The sequence below is a fragment of the Spiroplasma endosymbiont of Acasis viretata genome (genome assembly GCF_964031275.1).
GTDB classification, from domain to species: domain Bacteria; phylum Bacillota_I; class Bacilli_A; order Mycoplasmatales; family VBWQ01; genus Spiroplasma_E; species Spiroplasma_E ixodetis_A.
This window is the reverse complement of record NZ_OZ035019.1, coordinates 1,292,236-1,312,067: the sequence shown is the minus strand read 5'-3', so window position 1 is coordinate 1,312,067 and position 19,832 is coordinate 1,292,236. Positions and strand designations below refer to the sequence as shown.

The 19,832-nt window shown below is 22.1% G+C and carries 22 protein-coding genes; 8 read left to right on the top strand and 14 right to left on the bottom strand.

Features of this window, described 5'->3' with window-relative positions; all coding sequences use genetic code 4:
- Positions 1-18: 18 nt before the first annotated feature.
- From AAHM96_RS07320 to AAHM96_RS07305, 4 genes are read left to right on the top strand one after another with little or no spacing between them, the layout of a single operon-like run.
- Positions 19-1,695 (top strand): hypothetical protein, encoded by a 1,677-nt coding sequence (locus tag AAHM96_RS07320; RefSeq protein WP_342273094.1) that lies wholly within the window; start codon positions 19-21, stop codon positions 1,693-1,695.
- A 4-nt stretch (positions 1,696-1,699) separates the two neighbouring features.
- Positions 1,700-3,160: a phage terminase large subunit gene (locus tag AAHM96_RS07315; RefSeq protein ID WP_342273093.1), complete on the top strand. Its 1,461-nt coding sequence runs from the start codon at positions 1,700-1,702 to the stop codon at positions 3,158-3,160.
- A gap of 11 nt (positions 3,161-3,171) precedes the next feature.
- On the top strand, positions 3,172-4,533 hold the full coding sequence (locus AAHM96_RS07310) for a hypothetical protein (RefSeq protein WP_342273092.1): 1,362 nt from the start codon (positions 3,172-3,174) through the stop codon (positions 4,531-4,533).
- Complete coding sequence (locus AAHM96_RS07305; RefSeq protein WP_342273091.1) at positions 4,463-7,402, top strand: hypothetical protein; 2,940 nt, start codon at positions 4,463-4,465, stop codon at positions 7,400-7,402. The genes AAHM96_RS07310 and AAHM96_RS07305 overlap by 71 nt, the downstream gene beginning before the upstream one ends.
- A 555-nt stretch (positions 7,403-7,957) precedes the next feature.
- Here AAHM96_RS07305 and AAHM96_RS07300 read toward each other — a convergent pair.
- The 10 genes from AAHM96_RS07300 to AAHM96_RS07255 form a co-directional block, all read right to left on the bottom strand.
- Positions 7,958-8,668 (bottom strand): hypothetical protein, encoded by a 711-nt coding sequence (locus tag AAHM96_RS07300; protein WP_342273090.1) that lies wholly within the window; start codon positions 8,666-8,668, stop codon positions 7,958-7,960.
- Positions 8,669-8,785: 117 nt separating this feature from the next.
- A complete protein-coding gene (locus AAHM96_RS07295; RefSeq protein WP_342273089.1) occupies positions 8,786-8,992 on the bottom strand; it encodes a hypothetical protein in 207 nt (68 codons plus the stop codon).
- Between the two features lie 3 nt (positions 8,993-8,995).
- On the bottom strand, positions 8,996-9,172 hold the full coding sequence (locus AAHM96_RS07290; protein WP_342273088.1) for a hypothetical protein: 177 nt from the start codon (positions 9,170-9,172) through the stop codon (positions 8,996-8,998).
- A 118-nt stretch (positions 9,173-9,290) separates the two neighbouring features.
- On the bottom strand, positions 9,291-9,791 hold the full coding sequence (locus AAHM96_RS07285; RefSeq protein WP_342273087.1) for a hypothetical protein: 501 nt from the start codon (positions 9,789-9,791) through the stop codon (positions 9,291-9,293).
- A 102-nt stretch (positions 9,792-9,893) separates the two neighbouring features.
- Positions 9,894-10,655, bottom strand: coding sequence for a recombinase RecT (locus AAHM96_RS07280; protein ID WP_342273086.1), 762 nt, complete (start codon positions 10,653-10,655; stop codon positions 9,894-9,896).
- Positions 10,633-11,310 carry a PD-(D/E)XK nuclease family protein gene (locus AAHM96_RS07275; RefSeq protein ID WP_342273085.1) on the bottom strand — a complete coding sequence of 226 codons (678 nt, stop codon included), beginning with the start codon at positions 11,308-11,310 and terminating at the stop codon, positions 10,633-10,635. The genes AAHM96_RS07280 and AAHM96_RS07275 overlap by 23 nt, the downstream gene beginning before the upstream one ends.
- The gene (locus tag AAHM96_RS07270) at positions 11,285-11,464 is read right to left on the bottom strand and encodes a hypothetical protein (RefSeq protein ID WP_342273084.1); all 180 of its coding nucleotides are present in this window, start codon (positions 11,462-11,464) and stop codon (positions 11,285-11,287) included. The genes AAHM96_RS07275 and AAHM96_RS07270 overlap by 26 nt, the downstream gene beginning before the upstream one ends.
- 15 nt (positions 11,465-11,479) lie before the next feature.
- A complete protein-coding gene (locus AAHM96_RS07265; protein WP_174480552.1) occupies positions 11,480-11,686 on the bottom strand; it encodes a hypothetical protein in 207 nt (68 codons plus the stop codon).
- 2 nt (positions 11,687-11,688) lie between these two features.
- Positions 11,689-11,871 carry a hypothetical protein gene (locus tag AAHM96_RS07260; protein ID WP_342273083.1) on the bottom strand — a complete coding sequence of 61 codons (183 nt, stop codon included), beginning with the start codon at positions 11,869-11,871 and terminating at the stop codon, positions 11,689-11,691.
- Positions 11,872-12,146: 275 nt separating this feature from the next.
- The gene (locus tag AAHM96_RS07255) at positions 12,147-12,635 is read right to left on the bottom strand and encodes a hypothetical protein (RefSeq protein ID WP_342273082.1); all 489 of its coding nucleotides are present in this window, start codon (positions 12,633-12,635) and stop codon (positions 12,147-12,149) included.
- Between the two features lie 352 nt (positions 12,636-12,987).
- Between AAHM96_RS07255 and AAHM96_RS07250 the strand changes: the two genes are divergently transcribed.
- On the top strand, positions 12,988-13,245 hold the full coding sequence (locus AAHM96_RS07250; protein ID WP_342273081.1) for a hypothetical protein: 258 nt from the start codon (positions 12,988-12,990) through the stop codon (positions 13,243-13,245).
- Positions 13,246-13,369: 124 nt separating this feature from the next.
- Here the strand turns inward: AAHM96_RS07250 and AAHM96_RS07245 are convergent, their stop codons facing one another.
- On the bottom strand, positions 13,370-13,642 hold the full coding sequence (locus AAHM96_RS07245) for a hypothetical protein (RefSeq protein WP_342273080.1): 273 nt from the start codon (positions 13,640-13,642) through the stop codon (positions 13,370-13,372).
- 280 nt (positions 13,643-13,922) lie between these two features.
- Between AAHM96_RS07245 and AAHM96_RS07240 the strand changes: the two genes are divergently transcribed.
- Positions 13,923-14,712 (top strand): IS5 family transposase gene (locus tag AAHM96_RS07240; RefSeq protein ID WP_342272742.1). Its coding sequence is split into 2 segments (ribosomal slippage): positions 13,923-14,183 and positions 14,185-14,712, totalling 789 coding nucleotides; the frame shifts between segments, so codons are not numbered across the junction.
- A gap of 210 nt (positions 14,713-14,922) precedes the next feature.
- On the opposite strand, the gene AAHM96_RS07235 is transcribed toward AAHM96_RS07240, so the two are convergent.
- Positions 14,923-15,615: a hypothetical protein gene (locus AAHM96_RS07235; protein ID WP_342273079.1), complete on the bottom strand. Its 693-nt coding sequence runs from the start codon at positions 15,613-15,615 to the stop codon at positions 14,923-14,925.
- A 638-nt stretch (positions 15,616-16,253) separates the two neighbouring features.
- On the opposite strand from AAHM96_RS07235, the gene AAHM96_RS07230 reads away from it, so the two are divergent.
- A protein-coding gene (locus AAHM96_RS07230; protein WP_342273050.1) for an IS5 family transposase occupies positions 16,254-17,043 on the top strand; the annotation gives its coding sequence in 2 pieces (ribosomal slippage) (positions 16,254-16,514 and positions 16,516-17,043; 789 coding nt in all).
- Here the strand turns inward: AAHM96_RS07230 and AAHM96_RS07225 are convergent.
- Both AAHM96_RS07225 and AAHM96_RS07220 read right to left on the bottom strand, forming a co-directional pair.
- Positions 17,029-17,547: a hypothetical protein gene (locus AAHM96_RS07225; RefSeq protein ID WP_342273078.1), complete on the bottom strand. Its 519-nt coding sequence runs from the start codon at positions 17,545-17,547 to the stop codon at positions 17,029-17,031. The two genes, AAHM96_RS07230 and AAHM96_RS07225, sit on opposite strands and share 15 nt — an antisense overlap.
- A gap of 278 nt (positions 17,548-17,825) precedes the next feature.
- A protein-coding gene (locus tag AAHM96_RS07220) for an IS5 family transposase (protein WP_342273077.1) occupies positions 17,826-18,615 on the bottom strand; the annotation gives its coding sequence in 2 pieces (ribosomal slippage) (positions 17,826-18,353 and positions 18,355-18,615; 789 coding nt in all).
- 109 nt (positions 18,616-18,724) lie between these two features.
- Here AAHM96_RS07220 and AAHM96_RS07215 point away from each other — a divergent pair.
- A complete protein-coding gene (locus tag AAHM96_RS07215) occupies positions 18,725-19,702 on the top strand; it encodes an IS3 family transposase (RefSeq protein WP_342265776.1) in 978 nt (325 codons plus the stop codon).
- Positions 19,703-19,832: the final 130 nt, after the last annotated feature.

The window sequence follows — 19,832 nt, the reverse complement described above, 5'->3', positions numbered from 1 at the left end:
ATTAAGGAGTAAATTATTATGGCTATTAAAGACCCATTAATGTTTATTACAATTGAAGAATTTAAAAATTGAAAAGGTTTTAATAAATTAGAATTTGATGATACTACAACACCAGATAATGAAATTTGATTTGCTATTTCAGTTGCAAGTAATAATATTGATTATTTAAGTGGACATTCTATTTCAAAAAAATGACCAGAAACTACATTAACAGAATTTACTGATGAAATACAAACTGCAACTGCATATTATGTTAGATTTTTATTAACAAAAGATAGTAATTATATTCGTGGTCAATCAAGTATTAGTCAAGGTGGTATGACTTATAGTGAAAATAATCCTAATGAACCTTATTATATTGTTCCAGAAGTATTTAATTGTTTAAGAAAAATTAAAGAATATCCAAATATTACTGGTTTTAATTTAGATGTTTTACCTAAAAGAAATGATTTTTTTAGTAATTTTTATAGTAATTATGGTGAAGATAGTCCTTTTACAAGATATGTTGAAATTACAAATTTAAAATCAAGTGACCCAAGAGTTGAAATTAAAAAAATACATCAAAAAAATATTATTGGAACAATAGTTGATATTGATACTAGTGGTATAAAATCATTTGATAATTTAACAACACTTGAATTATTTACTAAATATTTTAGTAATGATACTATGAAATTAGTTGATGGTAAAGAAGGTCAAGAAAAGAAAGTTATTAGTGCTACTGGTGGTAAAATAGATTTATCTGATTATTATAAAAAATCTGTTTTTGTGAAAGGATATTTTACATATAAAGATGATAGAGACCAATTATGAATAAATGATAGTTCAAGTAGTTCTCTTGCTATATCATTATTACATAATAATACTTATGAAAGATTAGAAACTAATAAAAAAAATATTGTTGGTGCTATTAATGAAAATAAAACTAATATTGATAAAAAACAAGATAAAGAAAATTGAAAAATAATAGGTAAAAGTCTTGATAATCGTACATGAGAAGATTTTGCTCTTAGTTTTAATAAATATTATAGAGTATTTATAACATGAGATAAACCACCTTTTAATCAAACAAGTGTAAAACTAAAAATAGAGTTTAAAAGTTCTGCATATATAGGTGGAGATTATATGCTTGTTAAAGGTAAAATTGATAATGAAGATGCTTCATTAATTATTAAATTAGGAACTGTTGATGGTAATAAAAGTCAATTAATTATTATTGGTGGAAATAACCAATATGGGAATATATTTTCATTAGAAGAATTACAAGATACTATTAAAGTAGATATTCAATCAAAATTACAAATAAGGTCGGGTAGTTTAACTACAAATGAAGTAGAAGAAAATATTTGAGATATTGAATTAAAAAATAATCCAACACCAAGTCCAAGTAAAGACAATTGAAAAGAAGTTGGCACACGAGAAAAGAATAAATGAGATAATTGACAAATTACTTATGATTTTATAGTTAATAAACGATACAGAGTTTATTATTCTTGAAATATATATAATCCGGTTTTTGCAATTCAAGAATTTATTATAACTGATACAAAAATAGCAGGTGTACCCATAGAAGTTTTTAACAATAATACTAATGTATTAGTTTTATCAGTAAATCATGCAAAATTTATTACTATTTATTCTTTAAAAGGTAATGATAAAGGTAATACATGAAAATTAGAAGAATTACAGGAATAATATTATGAATAAAGAATTTACTTATTTACATGAAATTAGTTATTGATTATTAAATAAAAGTGATTTTACTCATAGTGAATATAATTTAAGTGGTAGTAGATATTCAAGTAAAACATATAGTATTGCAGAAGAATTAGTAATATTAATAGCAATTTCAATTAAAGTTAATAAATCAATTGCTATATATTGTTTTAGAAAATTAAATAAAGATATTAATGAATTAACTAAAGAAATTGATGAAGCATTAATTAATATTGGTTTTGATTATAAAGATTTTAATTTAAAATATCCAAATAAACAAGCAGATTTTCGTTTTAAAGGTAGTAAATCATTTATTAGAGTTATGGGTGTATATAGTAATAGTAATGATAGAATACCACTTAAAGGGCTTTCTCGTAGTGAAATAAAAGGTTTTGATTTAGCAATTGAATGATGTGAAGAAGCAAATGAATTTAGTCAAGCAGAATTTCAAGCAATTACTTTTGCATTAGGTAATGCTAAAAAAACTATTAAAATTAGAAGTTGTAATCCAGATAATATTTATCAATATTTTATTGAATATATGAATAAACGTGTACCTTTTAATTTAGAATTAATGAAAAAAAATAATGAACAAATTAAATCAATAGAAGAAAATCAAATGTTTAAATTATTTCATTATTCAAATTGAAAATTAAATGAACATAATTTAAAACAAGATAAAATTAATGATTTAGAAGAATTAAAAGAATTAGACCCTATTAAAGCACAAAGTTGATATTATGGTGTACCTAGTGTTTTACAAGGTTCTATATTTGCAAGATATTTAGATAAACTTAAAACTGAATTAGATTTTAATGTTAATGAAATAGTTGGTGGTTTAGATTTAGGTTTTGCTACAAGTTCACAAGCACATCCTACTGTTGCTGTTTTATGTTTTATTGGTGAAAATGAAAAAACTAGAAGAATACATCAAGAAAGTGAATTTTATCATAGTAATGCAATAATGAAATTTAAAGATACTTATGAATTAGCAAATAATATTATTGATTATTATTTAGATGAAAGTATTAAATTTCAAGCGATGAAATTTGGATTTACTTGTTATGTTGATTATGGTAGTGGTGGATTAGCAGTTATTGATATTTTAAAAAAAGAAGTAGAAAAAAGAAAAATAAATTGATTACATTTTACTCCAGTAGATAAAACTACAATGTATTTAAGAGATAGAATTGATTGAGATACTATTTGTATGATTAAAGGTATATTAAGTATTAATTGAAAAAGATGTCCTAATACACATGAAGAATTATCAAAAATGCAATGATTAGCAAAATCTAAATTAGAAAATTCAAATAATGAACCACAAATGCTTGATTTATATGATAATTGTTGAGACGCAAGAATGTATGCTTCAATGCATAAAATGAAATGATTAATTAATAATATTAATAATGAATTATTAATTAATAAAAATAAATTTTAGGAGTGATAAAAATGAATAATCCATTAGAATATCTTTCTTGTAATAGAAGAGAATGATATAGTGATATTCCTATGAGAATTGCTCAAAAATCAACTAAATTATGATTAGGTAAAGGTTTATTATTTGATAGTGAAAAAGAAAATATTTTAAAATATTTTACTAATAAAATTATTAGTGATAAATGATTTGAAAAATTATATAAATTTGGAATACAAGAAAGTTTACTTGGAAAAGTATATATAATGCCTATTATTTATAAAGATAATAGTACAAGTTTAAAAGTATTACCTAATTCATTTGCTGGTAGAGTTGCTAAATATAATGAAGAAGAACAATGTGCAGAATTCTTTTTTATAAATGAACAAGCAGATAGTGCAACTTTAACTTGAGTAATTGCTGAAAATGGAAAAATAAGATTTGAAACTTATAAAAATGATAATAAAAATGAAAAAGAAATTATTTTAGGAACAGCACATACAAAATTAAAACCAGAATTCACACCAAAATATAGTTATGAAATTAAAAATCCTTGAAATTATTTACCAATATTAGAAATAACAAATTTACCAATGGTTAATTTTTATGGTAATTCAACAACATTAAATGCATATCCAGATACTTATCCAGTTTGAAATTTAATTGAATATTATCATAAATCTTATACTCAAAGAAATGTTGATAGAGAATTAAATGTTACAACTTTATTTGGTGCATTTGATAATGAAACTGTTAAAAATATGATTGAACATGGAAAAATAATTGATAATCCTAAAAAAAATATTGTAGTTAATGTAGGTACTGCTGGCTATAATAAATCTGGTGCTGGTGGTATGGAAGTTATACAAGGTGATTTTAAAGCTAGTAATTATATTTTAGATAAAGATGATTTAGGGAAAGATATATGAAATGGTGCTGGATATGATTATAATGAATTTTCTGGTGTAAATTATGAAAATAAAACTAAATCATTATTTAATAATAAAAATGATATGGAAACTACAGAAACTAAAATAAGTCATTATTCATATTATTTTTATAGATTTTTTGATATGTTATTAATTCATGAAAAATTATGAGATGGTATTGGTGATAGACCTTATAGTTTTAAATTTTTACCTATTGCTATGACTGACCAATTATTAAAACAAGAAATGATTAGTCAAAGATTAGCAGATAGAACAATGTCATATACACAAGCTATTGCTGAATTAGATGAAGTAACAAAACAACAAGCAAAAAAACATTATAAAGAAATAATGGAAGAAGATAAAGAAGAAATAAAATTATTAGGAGAAAAAGAAAATGATACATCAACAAATTCAATTAATGAAACATCTACATCTTCAATTAAAAAGACAACAATTACTAATTAAAAGATGTAGTTATTGAAAAATATTTCCATTTGTTATAAATAATGGTGCAATTCCTTTAACTGAAACTGGTTATAAACCAATTAATAGTAAAATAAGTGATTTTGGTCAATATGAATTAATATTAACTGGTACTACTCCAGTTGTATGTATTTGAAAAAATAGTACAAAAATATATCAAAAAAATAAAGGTAAAATTGACCCTATAACACATAAACCTAATGGTCAAGATGAATTTTATACAAAACAATATAAAATTGGTGATTATTGAAATGCTTATTTAATTGATGATACAAGTGGTGTTGATTTTAGTAATTTACCAAATAGTCAAATATTTAAAACAGTACAAACAAAAAGACAATATACTTTAGTTATGTTTGAAGAACATATTACAATTGATGATTATTTACAATTTTTTGTTGTATTTAATGATGAAAATGAAAATATTGGTGGTAATAGTGGTAAAAATCAAGATAGACAATTATTATATATTTCAAATGTAACAAATTATTATAGTCCTTATAATGGTGCATTTAGTATGCAAGTATTAACTTTTAGTAGTTTAAATGATAGAGTAGTTTCTAGTGGTCAAAATACACTTGATTTTGTACAATATGCTTCACCAGGTAGTGGTTATGCTTTCCCAACTATTCAACAAGGAAAAGTAACATTAAATCGTACTTTAATGCGTGATATAGGAGTAAGATATAGTCATAGACAAAGTTATGGATTAGAATTATTATCAAGTTGTTATTATTATGGAAGACCAATAATTCAAGGTCAAGAACCAATACAACAAAATAATGAAGAAATATTTGAAAGTAAAGTATTTGCTTCAAGAAGATTATTTATTGCTGGTAATAATGAAAAATCTACAACTAATATTAAAAATAATGGTGGTTTAATTGCTGGTATAAATGATAAAATAACAACAAGTAGTCATCCAGAAACTACATTTTATAATATTATGGATGCAAAACCAACTGGATTTACTAATTTTAAAAATTTTACAGAATGATTAAAAACTTCATTAAATTTTCAAGATAATTTATTTGTAACAAAAGATTTTAAAGGTATGCTTGCTTTTGATAAAGATAAGGCAAGATTAAGTAATGGTACATCAGTAGGAGAAGCTAAATTCTTTTGAGATAGTGAATGAAATATAAATAATTTAACGGGTAATTATAATGTAGATATGTCAAGTAATTTTAAATATAAAGACCCAGATACTCATTTAATTATTGGTAGTCCAACTGTAGATTATTCAAAAATAAGTCAAAAATATATGTCAGCAATATTAAATTTTAATAGTGTAGTATTTAGTCCTTTAATACAAATGCCTTATGATAGTCAACAATGATTACCATTTGCTTTAAGTGATATTCCTTTAATTGGTAAATTATTAAATGCTTTAACATTAGGTATATGAAGTAGTTGAGTTATTACTCAAAATGCTCAACAATATAAAAAAATGTTATATTTTAATGGTTTTATGAGTGCATTTTTTACAAGTAATTTAGAAAGTATTATTGGTAATGGTGGTTTAATTCCATTAAATGCATTTACAAATGATAATGATTTTACTATTGGTAAATTATTAGGTGCTAATGTTTCAACAACTGCTATGACTATGAAATTAAGTGATAGAATAAGTGTTTATCCATGAGACCCTACTACTGGTAAGAAATTAACTACAAAAGAGCAAATATCAACTGTTGATTTATCACAAAAGAAAAATAATAAAGTTTATATTTTAGCAGAAGATACAGAGTTTTTAGATATAGCAAGTCCTTTTACAAATGAAGATAAAGATTGTGAATGAAATCCTACAAGTAATGGAGTTATTGATGGTTCAAATTATGCTTATATTATTGATACAATTGTAACTCAATCATTACATCAAGGAGAAGAAAGACATACATTTTATAGTGATAATCCTTTTACTTATCAAGGTGATTATAATGAAATATCAGTTGCTCAATTTCGTTATAATAATATGGGTTATTTAACTGGTAATGCTTTTAATTGAACGACTTTGTATAAATTAAATCATGATGAATATGAAGAAAGTGAAGAAACTACATTTAGTTATCCAGCAAAAATATTACCACCAAGTCCACAAAATATAGCAAAATCAATTATTATTAATCCAGATTTAAAAATAGAAATGACAGCAAATGATGTATCATTAATAAAAAATGGATATAGTAATATAAAAGAATGAGAAGATAAAAATACAAGTAAATTTAATAAATATGAACTAGATTTAAATTCATTATTAGACCCTACATTATTAATTAATACTTTAAATGATTTACAAAGATTTTATAAAAGTATAACAATATATTATAGTTATAAATTTGAAACAATATCAAATTCCAAGAACTCTGATTTAACTACTATTGATATTAATAGTGAAACTTTTACACCATCAAAAGAAGAAACTACAAGTATAACTATTGATTTAAAAGATTTAAAAATAAATAAAGGTAATTTTCCAGATTCTGGCTTTTTTAGTAAATTTGGAACAGTTGCTCCTAAAGAAGTTACTGATTATTTTGCAAATGCTTATTATAAAAGTATTAGTAATTATAATGTTTTTACTTCATATTCATTATGTGAATATACATTTGATTTAAAAATTAAGAAGTCTTATGATTCTTATGAACAAAAAATAAGTAATGATTATCCTATAGCATTTAGTATAATTAATAATTCTGAAAAATTAAATTGAATTATTTATTTACAAAGTAATTTAGGTAAAATAGAATATACCAATTCTGCACAAAGAGAACCAGATAAAAGTTGAGCATATAGATATATATCGAATCTTAAGTCTAATATTAATAAAATAGTTTTAAATGCAAGATAATTTGGTAAAATAAAAATAGAATTAAATTATAGGAAGTGAATAAATATGTATTTTTTAAATCGAAATGAATTTTGACCATGATGAAATGATTTTATAAATTCTCCTTACACAATTTCAATTGCAATGTCTCTAACATTTTTGTTTCTAATGTTTGTGCCATATAAATTATTTATTCGTTTTTGTGACAATAAGAATTTTAAAAATTATATATATATATATACCGCCTTAACTTTTTTGTTTATAAGTCCTTTACTTTTTTACTTTTTTAATAATAATTTAAACATAAAAAGTGTTTATTATATATTTATTATTTTTGGATGTATTGAGTTATTATATTTTTATTTTATTCCAATAATTTTAAAAATAATTAAAAAATATCCAAAATTAAAATCAATTTTTAAATTAAAAAATAAACGAAATAACATTCCCTCAAAATCTTAAAATAATGTATAATGTAAAAATAATTACACCTTATGTAAGTATTACATTTTCATTCTTATATGAATTAGGTTGGCACCTAATTAAAAAGTTACCATTTAGGTAACTTTTTTTTACTTATATTTTTAGTGATTTAGAAGTTGAATGATTATTATCTTTATTTCTAGATTCTTTATTTTTTGAATCAATTGAATTGATTTCATCAATATCTAAATTTTTATTTTTAAAATTATTATTTATTCTTTCATTTAATGCTTTAAAATATTTTGATTCTCAATTTTTATATTCATTGATATTGTATTTATTTTTTTTCATTATATTTTGTAAATAGTTATTTTTTCAATTTTTATTTCGTTTATTTAGCTCATTATTTTTTTTTCTATTTTTAAAGTTTAAATATTTAAATTTTAAATATTGAAATACAGGTTTATATAATATAATACTATAACTAAAATAAAATATGCTCCCTAAAATTATCATAGGTAAAAATAACGGCGGAAACAATGCTCCAATTGTAAAATTAACTATTGTTAAAGCGACAAAAACTGTCATTTTTTTTATGGTTTGTATATTACTGATATAATTCGAAAAATTTCGTAAAAATCTTCTTCCTGTTGTATTATATACATGAAATGGAACTATCTCTTCACTTTCTATTTTGTAGTTTTTGTATTTTTCAAGTAACATAGTTAAAAAAATTATATTTTGAATTAAATCTTCTTGATATTTATCAATTTCTAACTTATATTGTGCCAATAAAATAATATTTTTTTGTAAATCATCACTTGCAATTTTAATTAATTTGTCATTATGTATTATTATTTCCATTTTTTTCTCCTTTCAAAATAAAAAAACTCATTTACTTCGAAAGAAAGTAATGAGTTAAAAACTATTATTAAGTTTATATTATTTTTATATCATAAATATTTACTAAATATGTATAATTTAATTATTATCTCATTCAACATTTTTATAATCATTTAATAATTCAATATAATTATCAATATCATTTTTTACAAAATCAAATTTTTCTTCATCATATTCATCTTCATATTCATGTTTTAAAACTAAATTAGCTTTACCAACATAATGTAATTTAATATCTACTTCTTTATCTACTTTTCATTTAATTAAAAATTCACGTTTAGTCATTATTTACTCCTTATTTTTTATTTCTTTTACTTTATTTTTAAATTGTTTTTTATGAAAATAACACATATTAAAAAATTGAACTACACTATCTTCTATATTTAAAGTTTTTAAAGTAACTACTACTTTACTATTACAATCTTTAACAATACATTTAAGTAATACTTTTTCTTGTTTTGGCATTAATTAAATACTCCATTATTTATTTTTTGTAATAAAATATCCAGTACTACATCTATTTCTGTACCTTCATATTTTTCTTGTTCTTTTCTAATATAATTAACTAATTTTTCTTTTTTCATTACTTATTCTCCTTATTTAAATAATATCAACCAATTAATAAACTATCTGCTTCATCATGATTTGATATTTTTATATTTCATTTTTGTTGTCTAATTAAACCTCCAACTATATATAATGATTTTTCTTTATTTCATTTTTTATTTTTAAATAAATCATCTTCTTCATATCTTAATTCTTTTAAATATCAATTTTGTCATTCTTTAGGACTTATTAACATATTTTTAGTTAATAATTTATTAAATGTTCCTGCAATAAAACCTCTTAAATGTTCTTGAGTTTCATAACCAATACCATTTTTTGAATGAAAAGTACCACGTTCTATTAATAAATCATATTTATTCATATCAATTAAATAACTTATTTGTAGTTGTATTTTTTTTCAATCATAATTATAATTTTTAAAACTATAACTATTTATTCATATTGGTTTTTTATTTTCTCATAATGTAAATCCAGTATTTTTTATACTTGGGTCAATTGAAAGTAAATAATTAGTCATTATTTTTTCTCCTTATTTTTATTTAAATTAATAACTAATATTTTTAAACAATTCATACATCAATAATTTGTTAATCAAATTTTTTTCTTACAATATTTACATTTATTCATTTTTAAATACCACTTTATCTAATTTATCTATATTTTCTTCTAATTGTTGAAAATTTGTATTATTTTCAATTACATTATTAGTATTTGGATTATCAATATAAACAATTTCTTCATCAATTATTGCTGATTGGTCAACTTGTAATGCTTTATTAATTAAATTTTGATTTTCTAATTTAATACTTGGATTTTTATTAATATCTCTAATAATTGCTTTTATAACTGTTTTTAAAGCCATAGCATCAAAACTAGTATTTCAAGGACTATTACCATTTGCTTTACTATATTTCTTTCTATGTTCTTCACATTCATGTTTAGTCATTCCTTTAATAAAAGTAATATTTTTACCTAAATAATCTTTAATACAAATCATGCCATAATAACCAATAATTTCTTTTGATTCAAATATTTTTGCTGGATTAATTTCTCAATGTTTTGTTTTATCATTATAAATATGTTTATTTGTAATAATTTCTCTTTGAAAATCAATAATACAATTACTTCTTTGTAATAAAGTTAAAAAACCATCTTCTTGTATTTGTACTTGTAAATCATTTCCATATGGAATTAATGCTAATTCTTTTTTAATAGGATTATTTGATAAATTTAATTCAAATATAGTTGCTAATGTATTTAATAATGATTGTGGATTAAATGTGGATAATTTTTTATCATTTAATTTAGTAATTTCATAATATTTTTTAAAATCATTAATTTGATTTTGTGTAATTGTTTTAGGTAATATTAAATTTGCCATATTTATCTTCCTTTCAAAGTGCAATTGCCATATTTCATTCATGTAATAATTCATCTGTTATTTCTACTTTTATTAATTCAATATCATTTTCTTTAACTCAACATACAAAATGTATATTTGATAATTCATAATTATTATTTTTTAATAATCAATAATATGCTATTATTTGTAATTTTGATTTTTCTAATAATTCTTTTGAAAAAACTTTATAAGTTTTAAAATCTATTATTATATTTAAATTATTTTCTTTATAAATTAAATCTGGTGTTCCAGCAACAATATCATAATTAAATATTTTTTCACTAATATATTCATTATTTTTAATAAATTTAGTTGGTAAATAATCTAATAATGTATAACAATAATTTAAATAATTTTGTGAAAATAAATCTTTAATATAATTTTTAATTTGATTACTTATATTTTTAATATTTATATTTTTAAAATATAATTCTGCTACTTTATGAACACAATTACCACGAATTCTTGCATTATTTATATTAAAACAATATTTACATTTATTACATTTACAATATGAATTTCCTAAATAATAATTAAGTATTTTACTTACTGATATTAATTCTTTATTTTGAATAAAATATTGATGAGTTTCTTTTTTAAAAATTAAATTATTTTTTTGATTGTTTAATTGCATTTTTAATTAAACTCCTTACAAATCCATTAATTTTCATATTTTTTTCTTCACAAATTTCTTTTAATGTTTCATAATCTTTTTCAGTAAATCTTAAATGAACAATAATTTGTTTAATAATTAAATCTTCTGGTTTCTTTTTAGGAGCTGCTACCATTTATATTCATCTCCTTTAACCTTTAAAAATTCTTTTATAATCAATAATTACTTGTTCTAATTTATTTACATCTTCATATATAAAATAATCATTACTAATTTTTAAATCCCCATCATTATCAATTTCAACTTCAAAATCTTCATATTTACTATTAAATTCTTCTTGTAATTCTTCAAATTTTTCTATTAATTTCATTGCATTTTGTAATTCTAATCTATTCATATTTACACTCCTTTAAAATTTTCTAATTGTAATTCATTAATATAATATTCTTCTAAGTAATCTCAATTATCACTTGTTAAATACATATCTTCTTCAATCATGTCATCAATACATTTATTACAATAATATGTATTATCTATTTCACTAAATCAAATATATTTTTCATTATGAATATTACATTTCATTATTTTCACCTATTAATTTATAAAAACATTTATTACAAGTTCTATTTGCAAATGATGAATTTTTATGACAAATATCACATGAACCATATACTTTTATTTCATGTTTTAAATACATTCTTTTTTCTTCGTTTAAATTCAACATAATTAATTCTCTCTTTCTATAATTTTTAATATTTCTTCAATTTCTATATATTTTTTATTTTTAAGTAATTTTTCATTACATAAATTTTTTATTAATTCTATTTTTTCAACATTTAATAACATATTAATTTCCTTTAATACTTTAAATAAAATATTTTTTCATTATGAGTATTTATATCTTTCATTGGCATAACAATATAATTTATTGCTAAATCATTATCGTTATATGGATTATTTATTTTAAAACTTTTCATATCTTGTTCTCATGTAATGTTATATTTAAAACATTCTTGATTATTATTATTTTTAAAAATATAATAACCATTATATTCTTCATAAAATTCACATGATATTAATTTATTTTCATTTGTAGTAATATCTGAAATATTTTTAATATATTTTAAAATATCACTACCTTTAATACTTTCAATATCTTTTGTAATTGATTTTTTACCTAATTTATAATTAAAATCTTCAATTATTTTTAATGTTATTTTTTTATTATTTTTATTAATAGTAGTATCTTTAATTGGAAATCATGTTTCATATTCACCAATTTCTAATAACATACCTTTAGTTGTTTCTCTAACTTTATTTTTAATATCTAAATTAACATTAATCATTACGAATCCTTTCTACGTATAAGCCTTATCACCTACAGTGATAAAAGGCTTATATACTACTAACTAATACTACTACTACGTAAGGCTTATGCTACTGTAAGTAGCAAAGCCTTGGAGGGTAGGGGTTCTAGGGGAAGGGAACCAAAATTTCTGAAATTTTCAAAGAGCAACACAAAAATTACTATTGGTTAATTCCAGCACAATAGCCTAAATAATTTTTTTATTTAGTTATGTAATAATTATTAATTCTCATAAAGTGCTGGTTTATAAAAATTAATAATTATAATTGTTTAACAATTAAAAATGAGAGTATTATCTCTCATTTAAGTTCTTATTAAATCTAACTATTAACTTGATACGCCCGGAAGCTTTCCATGATCCAGAAGCAGGAATGGCACTCTTTGGAATAATGTTTACTATAGCAGGTTCACCTTTGATTGGAGCATTTTTAGACTCTAAACTAGGGTATGGAATTGGCACTTCCATTTCAAATATTTATGATAAATGTTTTCCAACAAATATTTCTGATATTAATGTTGAAAGTAATAACGAACAACAAATATCTGAAAGAACTCCATTATTTAAGAAACAACGATATAACAAGTATTAATAGTGAACAATTACCAATAATTAATCAAAATCATTGTCAATTAACTTTTTAATAAACTTAATAAAAATAAATGTTAGTAATTTACTAACATTTTTTATTTATGATTAAATAACAATAAAAAAAGTTACTGTTTAACACCCATTTTTTTCATTTCTTCATATAACTTATTATTATTTCTATTATTTCATGTACCAAATTGATGATTAAAAGAAGTAAGCAAAGGATAAGAAAACCCAAGTTCTACTAATTTTTTAATACATTTAAAATAATCTTCTTTTAATGGTAAAACAACTTTAGCAACTTTCTGTTTTCATGGTTGTTTATATTGAATACCACTATAAATATCATTTAATTCAGGAACAATAAAAGCATAAATTCCACCAACACCAACTTCCATAAAATTATGTTTATTTGGATGAGGATATTCAAAAATTTTAATATGTAAAACCAAATGTTCTAATAAATTACAATAAACTAATCGATCAGCATATTGATAGGCAAATGGTGACTTTTGAGATCATTTGGGAGTAGATAATAAAATTGCTTTATCTTCATCAATATGATGAATATATAAACCTTCTTTTCCCCTTGTTATTCCTTGTGATTTCTTAGAACCTGTTTAAAATCTTTTAGAGAATAGTATAAAATGATTATATATTTTAAAATAAGAGGTATATATGTGTAAAAATTATCCTAGTAATGTTAGCAAAGAGCAATTTGAAAATATAAAATCAATTTTAGAAAATACTAAAAAGAGAACTAAACCAAGAAGTTTAGATTTATATGAAGTATTTTGTGCAGTTTTATATGTATTAAAAAGTGGTTGCCAGTGAAGAATGTTACCAAAAAATTTTCCAAAATGACAAATTGTATATTATTATTTTCAAGCTTGAAGTAAAAATAATGATAAAGAACCTAGTGTATTACAATTAGTTTTAAAAAAAATTAGTCAAGGCATTTCGTATCAATAATGGTAGAAAAGAACAAACTAGTTTTTGTATAATTGATTCACAAAGTGTTAAAAATACAGATACTACTAAAAATAAAGGTTATGATGCTGGTAAAAAGATTTCAGGAATAAAGCGTCATATTGCTGTTGATTCTCAAGGTTTACCACATGCAATTTACATAACCACAGCAGAAAAAACAGATCGTAATAGTGCTATAATAATGATTGAAAATGAAAAAGAGAATCTTTCTGCAGTTCAAAAAATACTAGTAGATGCTGGTTATACTGGTGAAAAATTTGCTTCTAAAATTAAAACAATTATAAATGCAAATGTTGAAGTTATAAAACGTAATGAATTACATTCTTTTGTAGTATTACCAAAAAGATGAGTTGTAGAACGAAGTTTTGCATGATTAGAAAAATGCAGAAGATTATGAAAAAATTGTGAAAAAAAATTAAATACTAGCTTACAAATGGTTGTTCTTGCCTTTATTTCAATTTTATTGAAAAGATTTTAAACAGGTTCTTAGACATTGTTGCATCTGAAAAATAATTTTTTGAAATACATCCATATTTATTTTTTAAAAAATTACAAACATTTTCATAATTCATTGTTAATAACTTTTCTACTTCTGACATGCTTACCCCATACTATACTACTTTATTTTTATGATAATAATGAAAATTAAGTTATCTTTTTTATTACCCAAAATAATATAAATTAATCTTTAGCAAAGGCTAAGAAAAAAACTAAAACTACCATGTAATAAAAAATGATAATCATCTTCAATAGCATTAACATTAATATGAACATCATCAAATGTTTTAATAGATTCTGATAAAGTATGACCTTCTACATTAACAACATAGTCACTATCTTGTTTTGCTGTTGGAACAATAGCGTTAATTTTACTTTCAATTAATGATAAACAACGTAAAGCAATTGCTTCACCAAAAGTAGTGGTATTAATTTTAATTTTTTCTTCTTGCTTATCAATATTAATATTACTAATGTCTTTAGCCTTTGGTACTAATTTTACACAAGCATTAAAACTACCTTTTAAAATATTACTATTATTTGAAGCAGATACATTAACAGTAAGTGATTCCAATTTATTAATTTTAGCATACATATCATTATGATTAAGAATTGTTATTTTATAATCAGTACCATTTTCTGGCTTTTTTCCTTCTGGAACTAATTTACTAATTTCAGTTTGTACTTTAGTTTTAAATTTAATTAAAGCTATATTATAAATATCTTTATTTAATTCAACAGGAGCATTAGTAACTTCCATATTAATATTACTAATATCAACATATTTTTGATTTGCATCATTTACCTTATCACATGCAATAAGTGGTAAAGAAATAATGCTCGTTAAAAACATCGCTTTAAATACTTTTAATATTTTTCTCATAGTTTTTCACCTATTATTCTCTCGAAAAAACTAATCTTCTTAGTTTTAACTTTATATTTCTTAATTATTTTTGATTATTAACTTATTATTATTTTGTTTTCTTGAATATTTTTTATAACTATTTGTTCCAATAAAAATATAGTAAATTAAAATATTAATAGAACCTATTAATACTGATACTAAACCAAAATATAACAATAGGCTAACTTTAAAAGAAGAAAAAGAAAAAATAATTCCTAAAGTAATTAAAAAAAAGCCAGTAAATTGAATAAACTTTCAAGTATTAAATTTAAAGTGTTTTTTTGACATAATTTTGCTCCTAATAATCAAGTATATAGGGGCTTTGCCCCTAGTTGCTTCGCAACTCACCCCAGTGGCGTAAACGCCACAGCCAACCAACCAAGGTTCTGGTTGGCTTCGACCAATAATATAGGTTTACTCTATTTTAACATCTTTCTTATTTTTCTTAGAATATTTATTTCTATAATAACAAGTACGACATACAGTATTTTCAATTTCTTTCTTTTCAGTTTGTAATATATTATCCAACTTATCTAATCCTACTGCTCTAAGAACCTGTTTAAAATCTTTTAGAGAATAGGATAAAATGATTATATATTTTAAAATAAGAGGTATATATGTGTAAAAATTATCCTAGTAATGTTAGCAAAGAGCAATTTGAAAATATAAAATCAATTTTAGAAAATACTAAAAAGAGAACTAAACCAAGAAGTTTAGATTTATATGAAGTATTTTGTGCAGTTTTATATGTATTAAAAAGTGGTTGCCAGTGAAGAATGTTACCAAAAAATTTTCCAAAATGACAAATTGTATATTATTATTTTCAAGCTTGAAGTAAAAATAATAATAAAGAACCTAGTGTATTACAATTAGTTTTAAAAAAAATTAGTCAAGGCATTTCGTATCAATAATGGTAGAAAAGAACAAACTAGTTTTTGTATAATTGATTCACAAAGTGTTAAAAATACAGATACTACTAAAAATAAAGGTTATGATGCTGGTAAAAAGATTTCAGGAATAAAGCGTCATATTGCTGTTGATTCTCAAGGTTTACCACATGCAATTTACATAACCACAGCAGAAAAAACAGATCGTAATAGTGCTATAATAATGATTGAAAATGAAAAAGAGAATCTTTCTGCAGTTCAAAAAATACTAGTAGATGCTGGTTATACTGGTGAAAAATTTGCTTCTAAAATTAAAACAATTATAAATGCAAATGTTGAAGTTATAAAACGTAATGAATTACATTCTTTTGTAGTATTACCAAAAAGATGAGTTGTAGAACGAAGTTTTGCATGATTAGAAAAATGCAGAAGATTATGAAAAAATTGTGAAAAAAAATTAAATACTAGCTTACAAATGGTTGTTCTTGCCTTTATTTCAATTTTATTAAAAAGATTTTAAACAGGTTCTAATATCATCAACAGTAAAATCTAATGCTTGTGATTGTTCATAGTCTTTAACAGTACTTAATTCACTCTTTAAAGAATGAATATAATTTAAAGCACGACTATTATATCTTTGTAAATAAGACCTAGGAAATCATAAACTAAAAGTCATAGTTTCACCACTATAACTAAGTGGTAATCCACCACGTTTAATTATTCGCTTTGTTTGTCTTTTAGATAATACAACTTTATTATAATCATCAACATTAGTATAAATATTTATTTTAAACTTAACTAAAAATAACAAAATACGCATTCTTTTAACTTGCACAATATATTCCACTTTTTCACGTGCTTGTTTTGGTATTCTATCGGGGTGTTGTTTAATCATATACATAATTCCATTAAAATTATGACCTATTAATTTACAAAACATTCCTAAACTTTCTTGTGTTTCTTTAAATTCGGGCGACAAATCATTACTATTAATTTTCAAACCTAACTCATCTAAAACAACCATATCACACTCTTTAAAAGCATAATTACTATTTAATTGATTAAATTTAAAAACATCATCATAAGAACAACGATAACTATACTCATTACGAACTTTAATAGGAATAGGACTTACTACTCTACCCTTATGTTTTTGTGCTAAACAACAAGCAAGAGCAGATTTACCAGTACGTGGTGGTGCTGAAATAATATAACTACCTACACGTTGTAATATCTTTATATTTTTTCTAGTTATTAAAAATGGATACAGTATTATTAATAATATAACTCCTAAGAACCTGTTTAAAATCTTTTTAATAAAATTGAAATAAAGGCAAGAACAACCATTTGTAAGCTAGTATTTAATTTTTTTTCACAATTTTTTCATAATCTTCTGCATTTTTCTAATCATGCAAAACTTCGTTCTACAACTCATCTTTTTGGTAATACTACAAAAGAATGTAATTCATTACGTTTTATAACTTCAACATTTGCATTTATAATTGTTTTAATTTTAGAAGCAAATTTTTCACTAGTATAACCAGCATCTACTAGTATTTTTTGAACTGCAGAAAGATTCTCTTTTTCATTTTCAATCATTATTATAGCACTATTACGATCTGTTTTTTCTGCTGTGGTTATGTAAATTGCATGTGGTAAACCTTGAGAATCAACAGCAATATGACGCTTTATTCCTGAAATCTTTTTACCAGCATCATAACCTTTATTTTTAGTAGTATCTGTATTTTTAACACTTTGTGAATCAATTATGCAAAAACTAGTTTGTTCTTTTCTACCATTATTGATACGAAATGCCTTGACTAATTTTTTTTAAAACTAATTGTAATACACTAGGTTCTTTATTATTATTTTTACTTCAAGCTTGAAAATAATAATATACAATTTGTCATTTTGGAAAATTTTTTGGTAACATTCTTCACTGGCAACCACTTTTTAATACATATAAAACTGCACAAAATACTTCATATAAATCTAAACTTCTTGGTTTAGTTCTCTTTTTAGTATTTTCTAAAATTGATTTTATATTTTCAAATTGCTCTTTGCTAACATTACTAGGATAATTTTTACACATATATACCTCTTATTTTAAAATATATAATCATTTTATCATATTCTCTAAAAGATTTTAAACAGGTTCTTATATAATTAACACTAATTTTAACCTGAAAGGATTTTTATTAATGGATAAAATTAAACAAATAGCATTAGTAATTAACAAATTAAATATCAAAGAAAAAATTAAAATTATTGATGATTGTAAAAATCAATATTCAATTAGAAACCTATGTCAATATCTTCAATTAAACAGATCAACATATTACTTTTTAAAAAATAAACAAAAACCTATTAAAAAAGAAGAAAATCATATTATTAAATGCAATCATAAATATCAAAAAATATGCCAACTTTTAATCGAATTTCATTCTACAAGAAAAGGCAGAATTTATGGATATTTAAGAATTTTTTCAGCTTTTAAAGAGTGATTAAAACAAGAAAAAAATATCATTTTAAATATAGAATTATCAATAAAACAAATGCGAAAAATTATGAAAGAACACAATATTCAAGGATTAAAACAAACTAAAAATAACTATCCTAAAAACAAAAAAAATCCAAATAAGTGAATACCTACAATGGATAAAGTAAACAAAGATTATAAAAGTACAACCTCTTCAAATCAAATTTGATCAATGGACACTAAACAAATAAATACTAAAGAAGGATGATTATATCTTTTTGTAATTATTGATTTTTATTCAAATAATGTTGTTAGTTATAATATTGCTCCTAATAAATCATATCAGGATTTAATTCTTCCTGCTCTTGAAAAAATCAACAAACAATTTTCTTGAAATCAAGTAAAAAATGTTATTTTACATTCAGATAACGCCAACGAATTTTATTGTCAAGATATCACAAAATGAGCAGAGGATAAACAAATAATTTTAAGCAAAAAACAACCTTATGATATTGGTGGTAATGTATTATCTGAAAACTGATTTTCTCATTTATCTCAAGAATGACTACCTAAAGGATCAAATCAATATTTATCCATCAATGAAGCTATAAATGATGTAAATCAATATGTTATGTTTTATAATTATGAAAGAATACATTCTAAATTTCTAAAACCACCAATTTTACAAATTAAAATTTAGAATTTTATATCAAAAATGGTCCAGTAATTAAGGGCCAACCACCTTTTTTTTAATAAAAATCTTTATTTTTTACAACTAAATTAATAGTTAAAAGATTATGAGCAAAAAACCCATTATTTTTTTTGTTTTT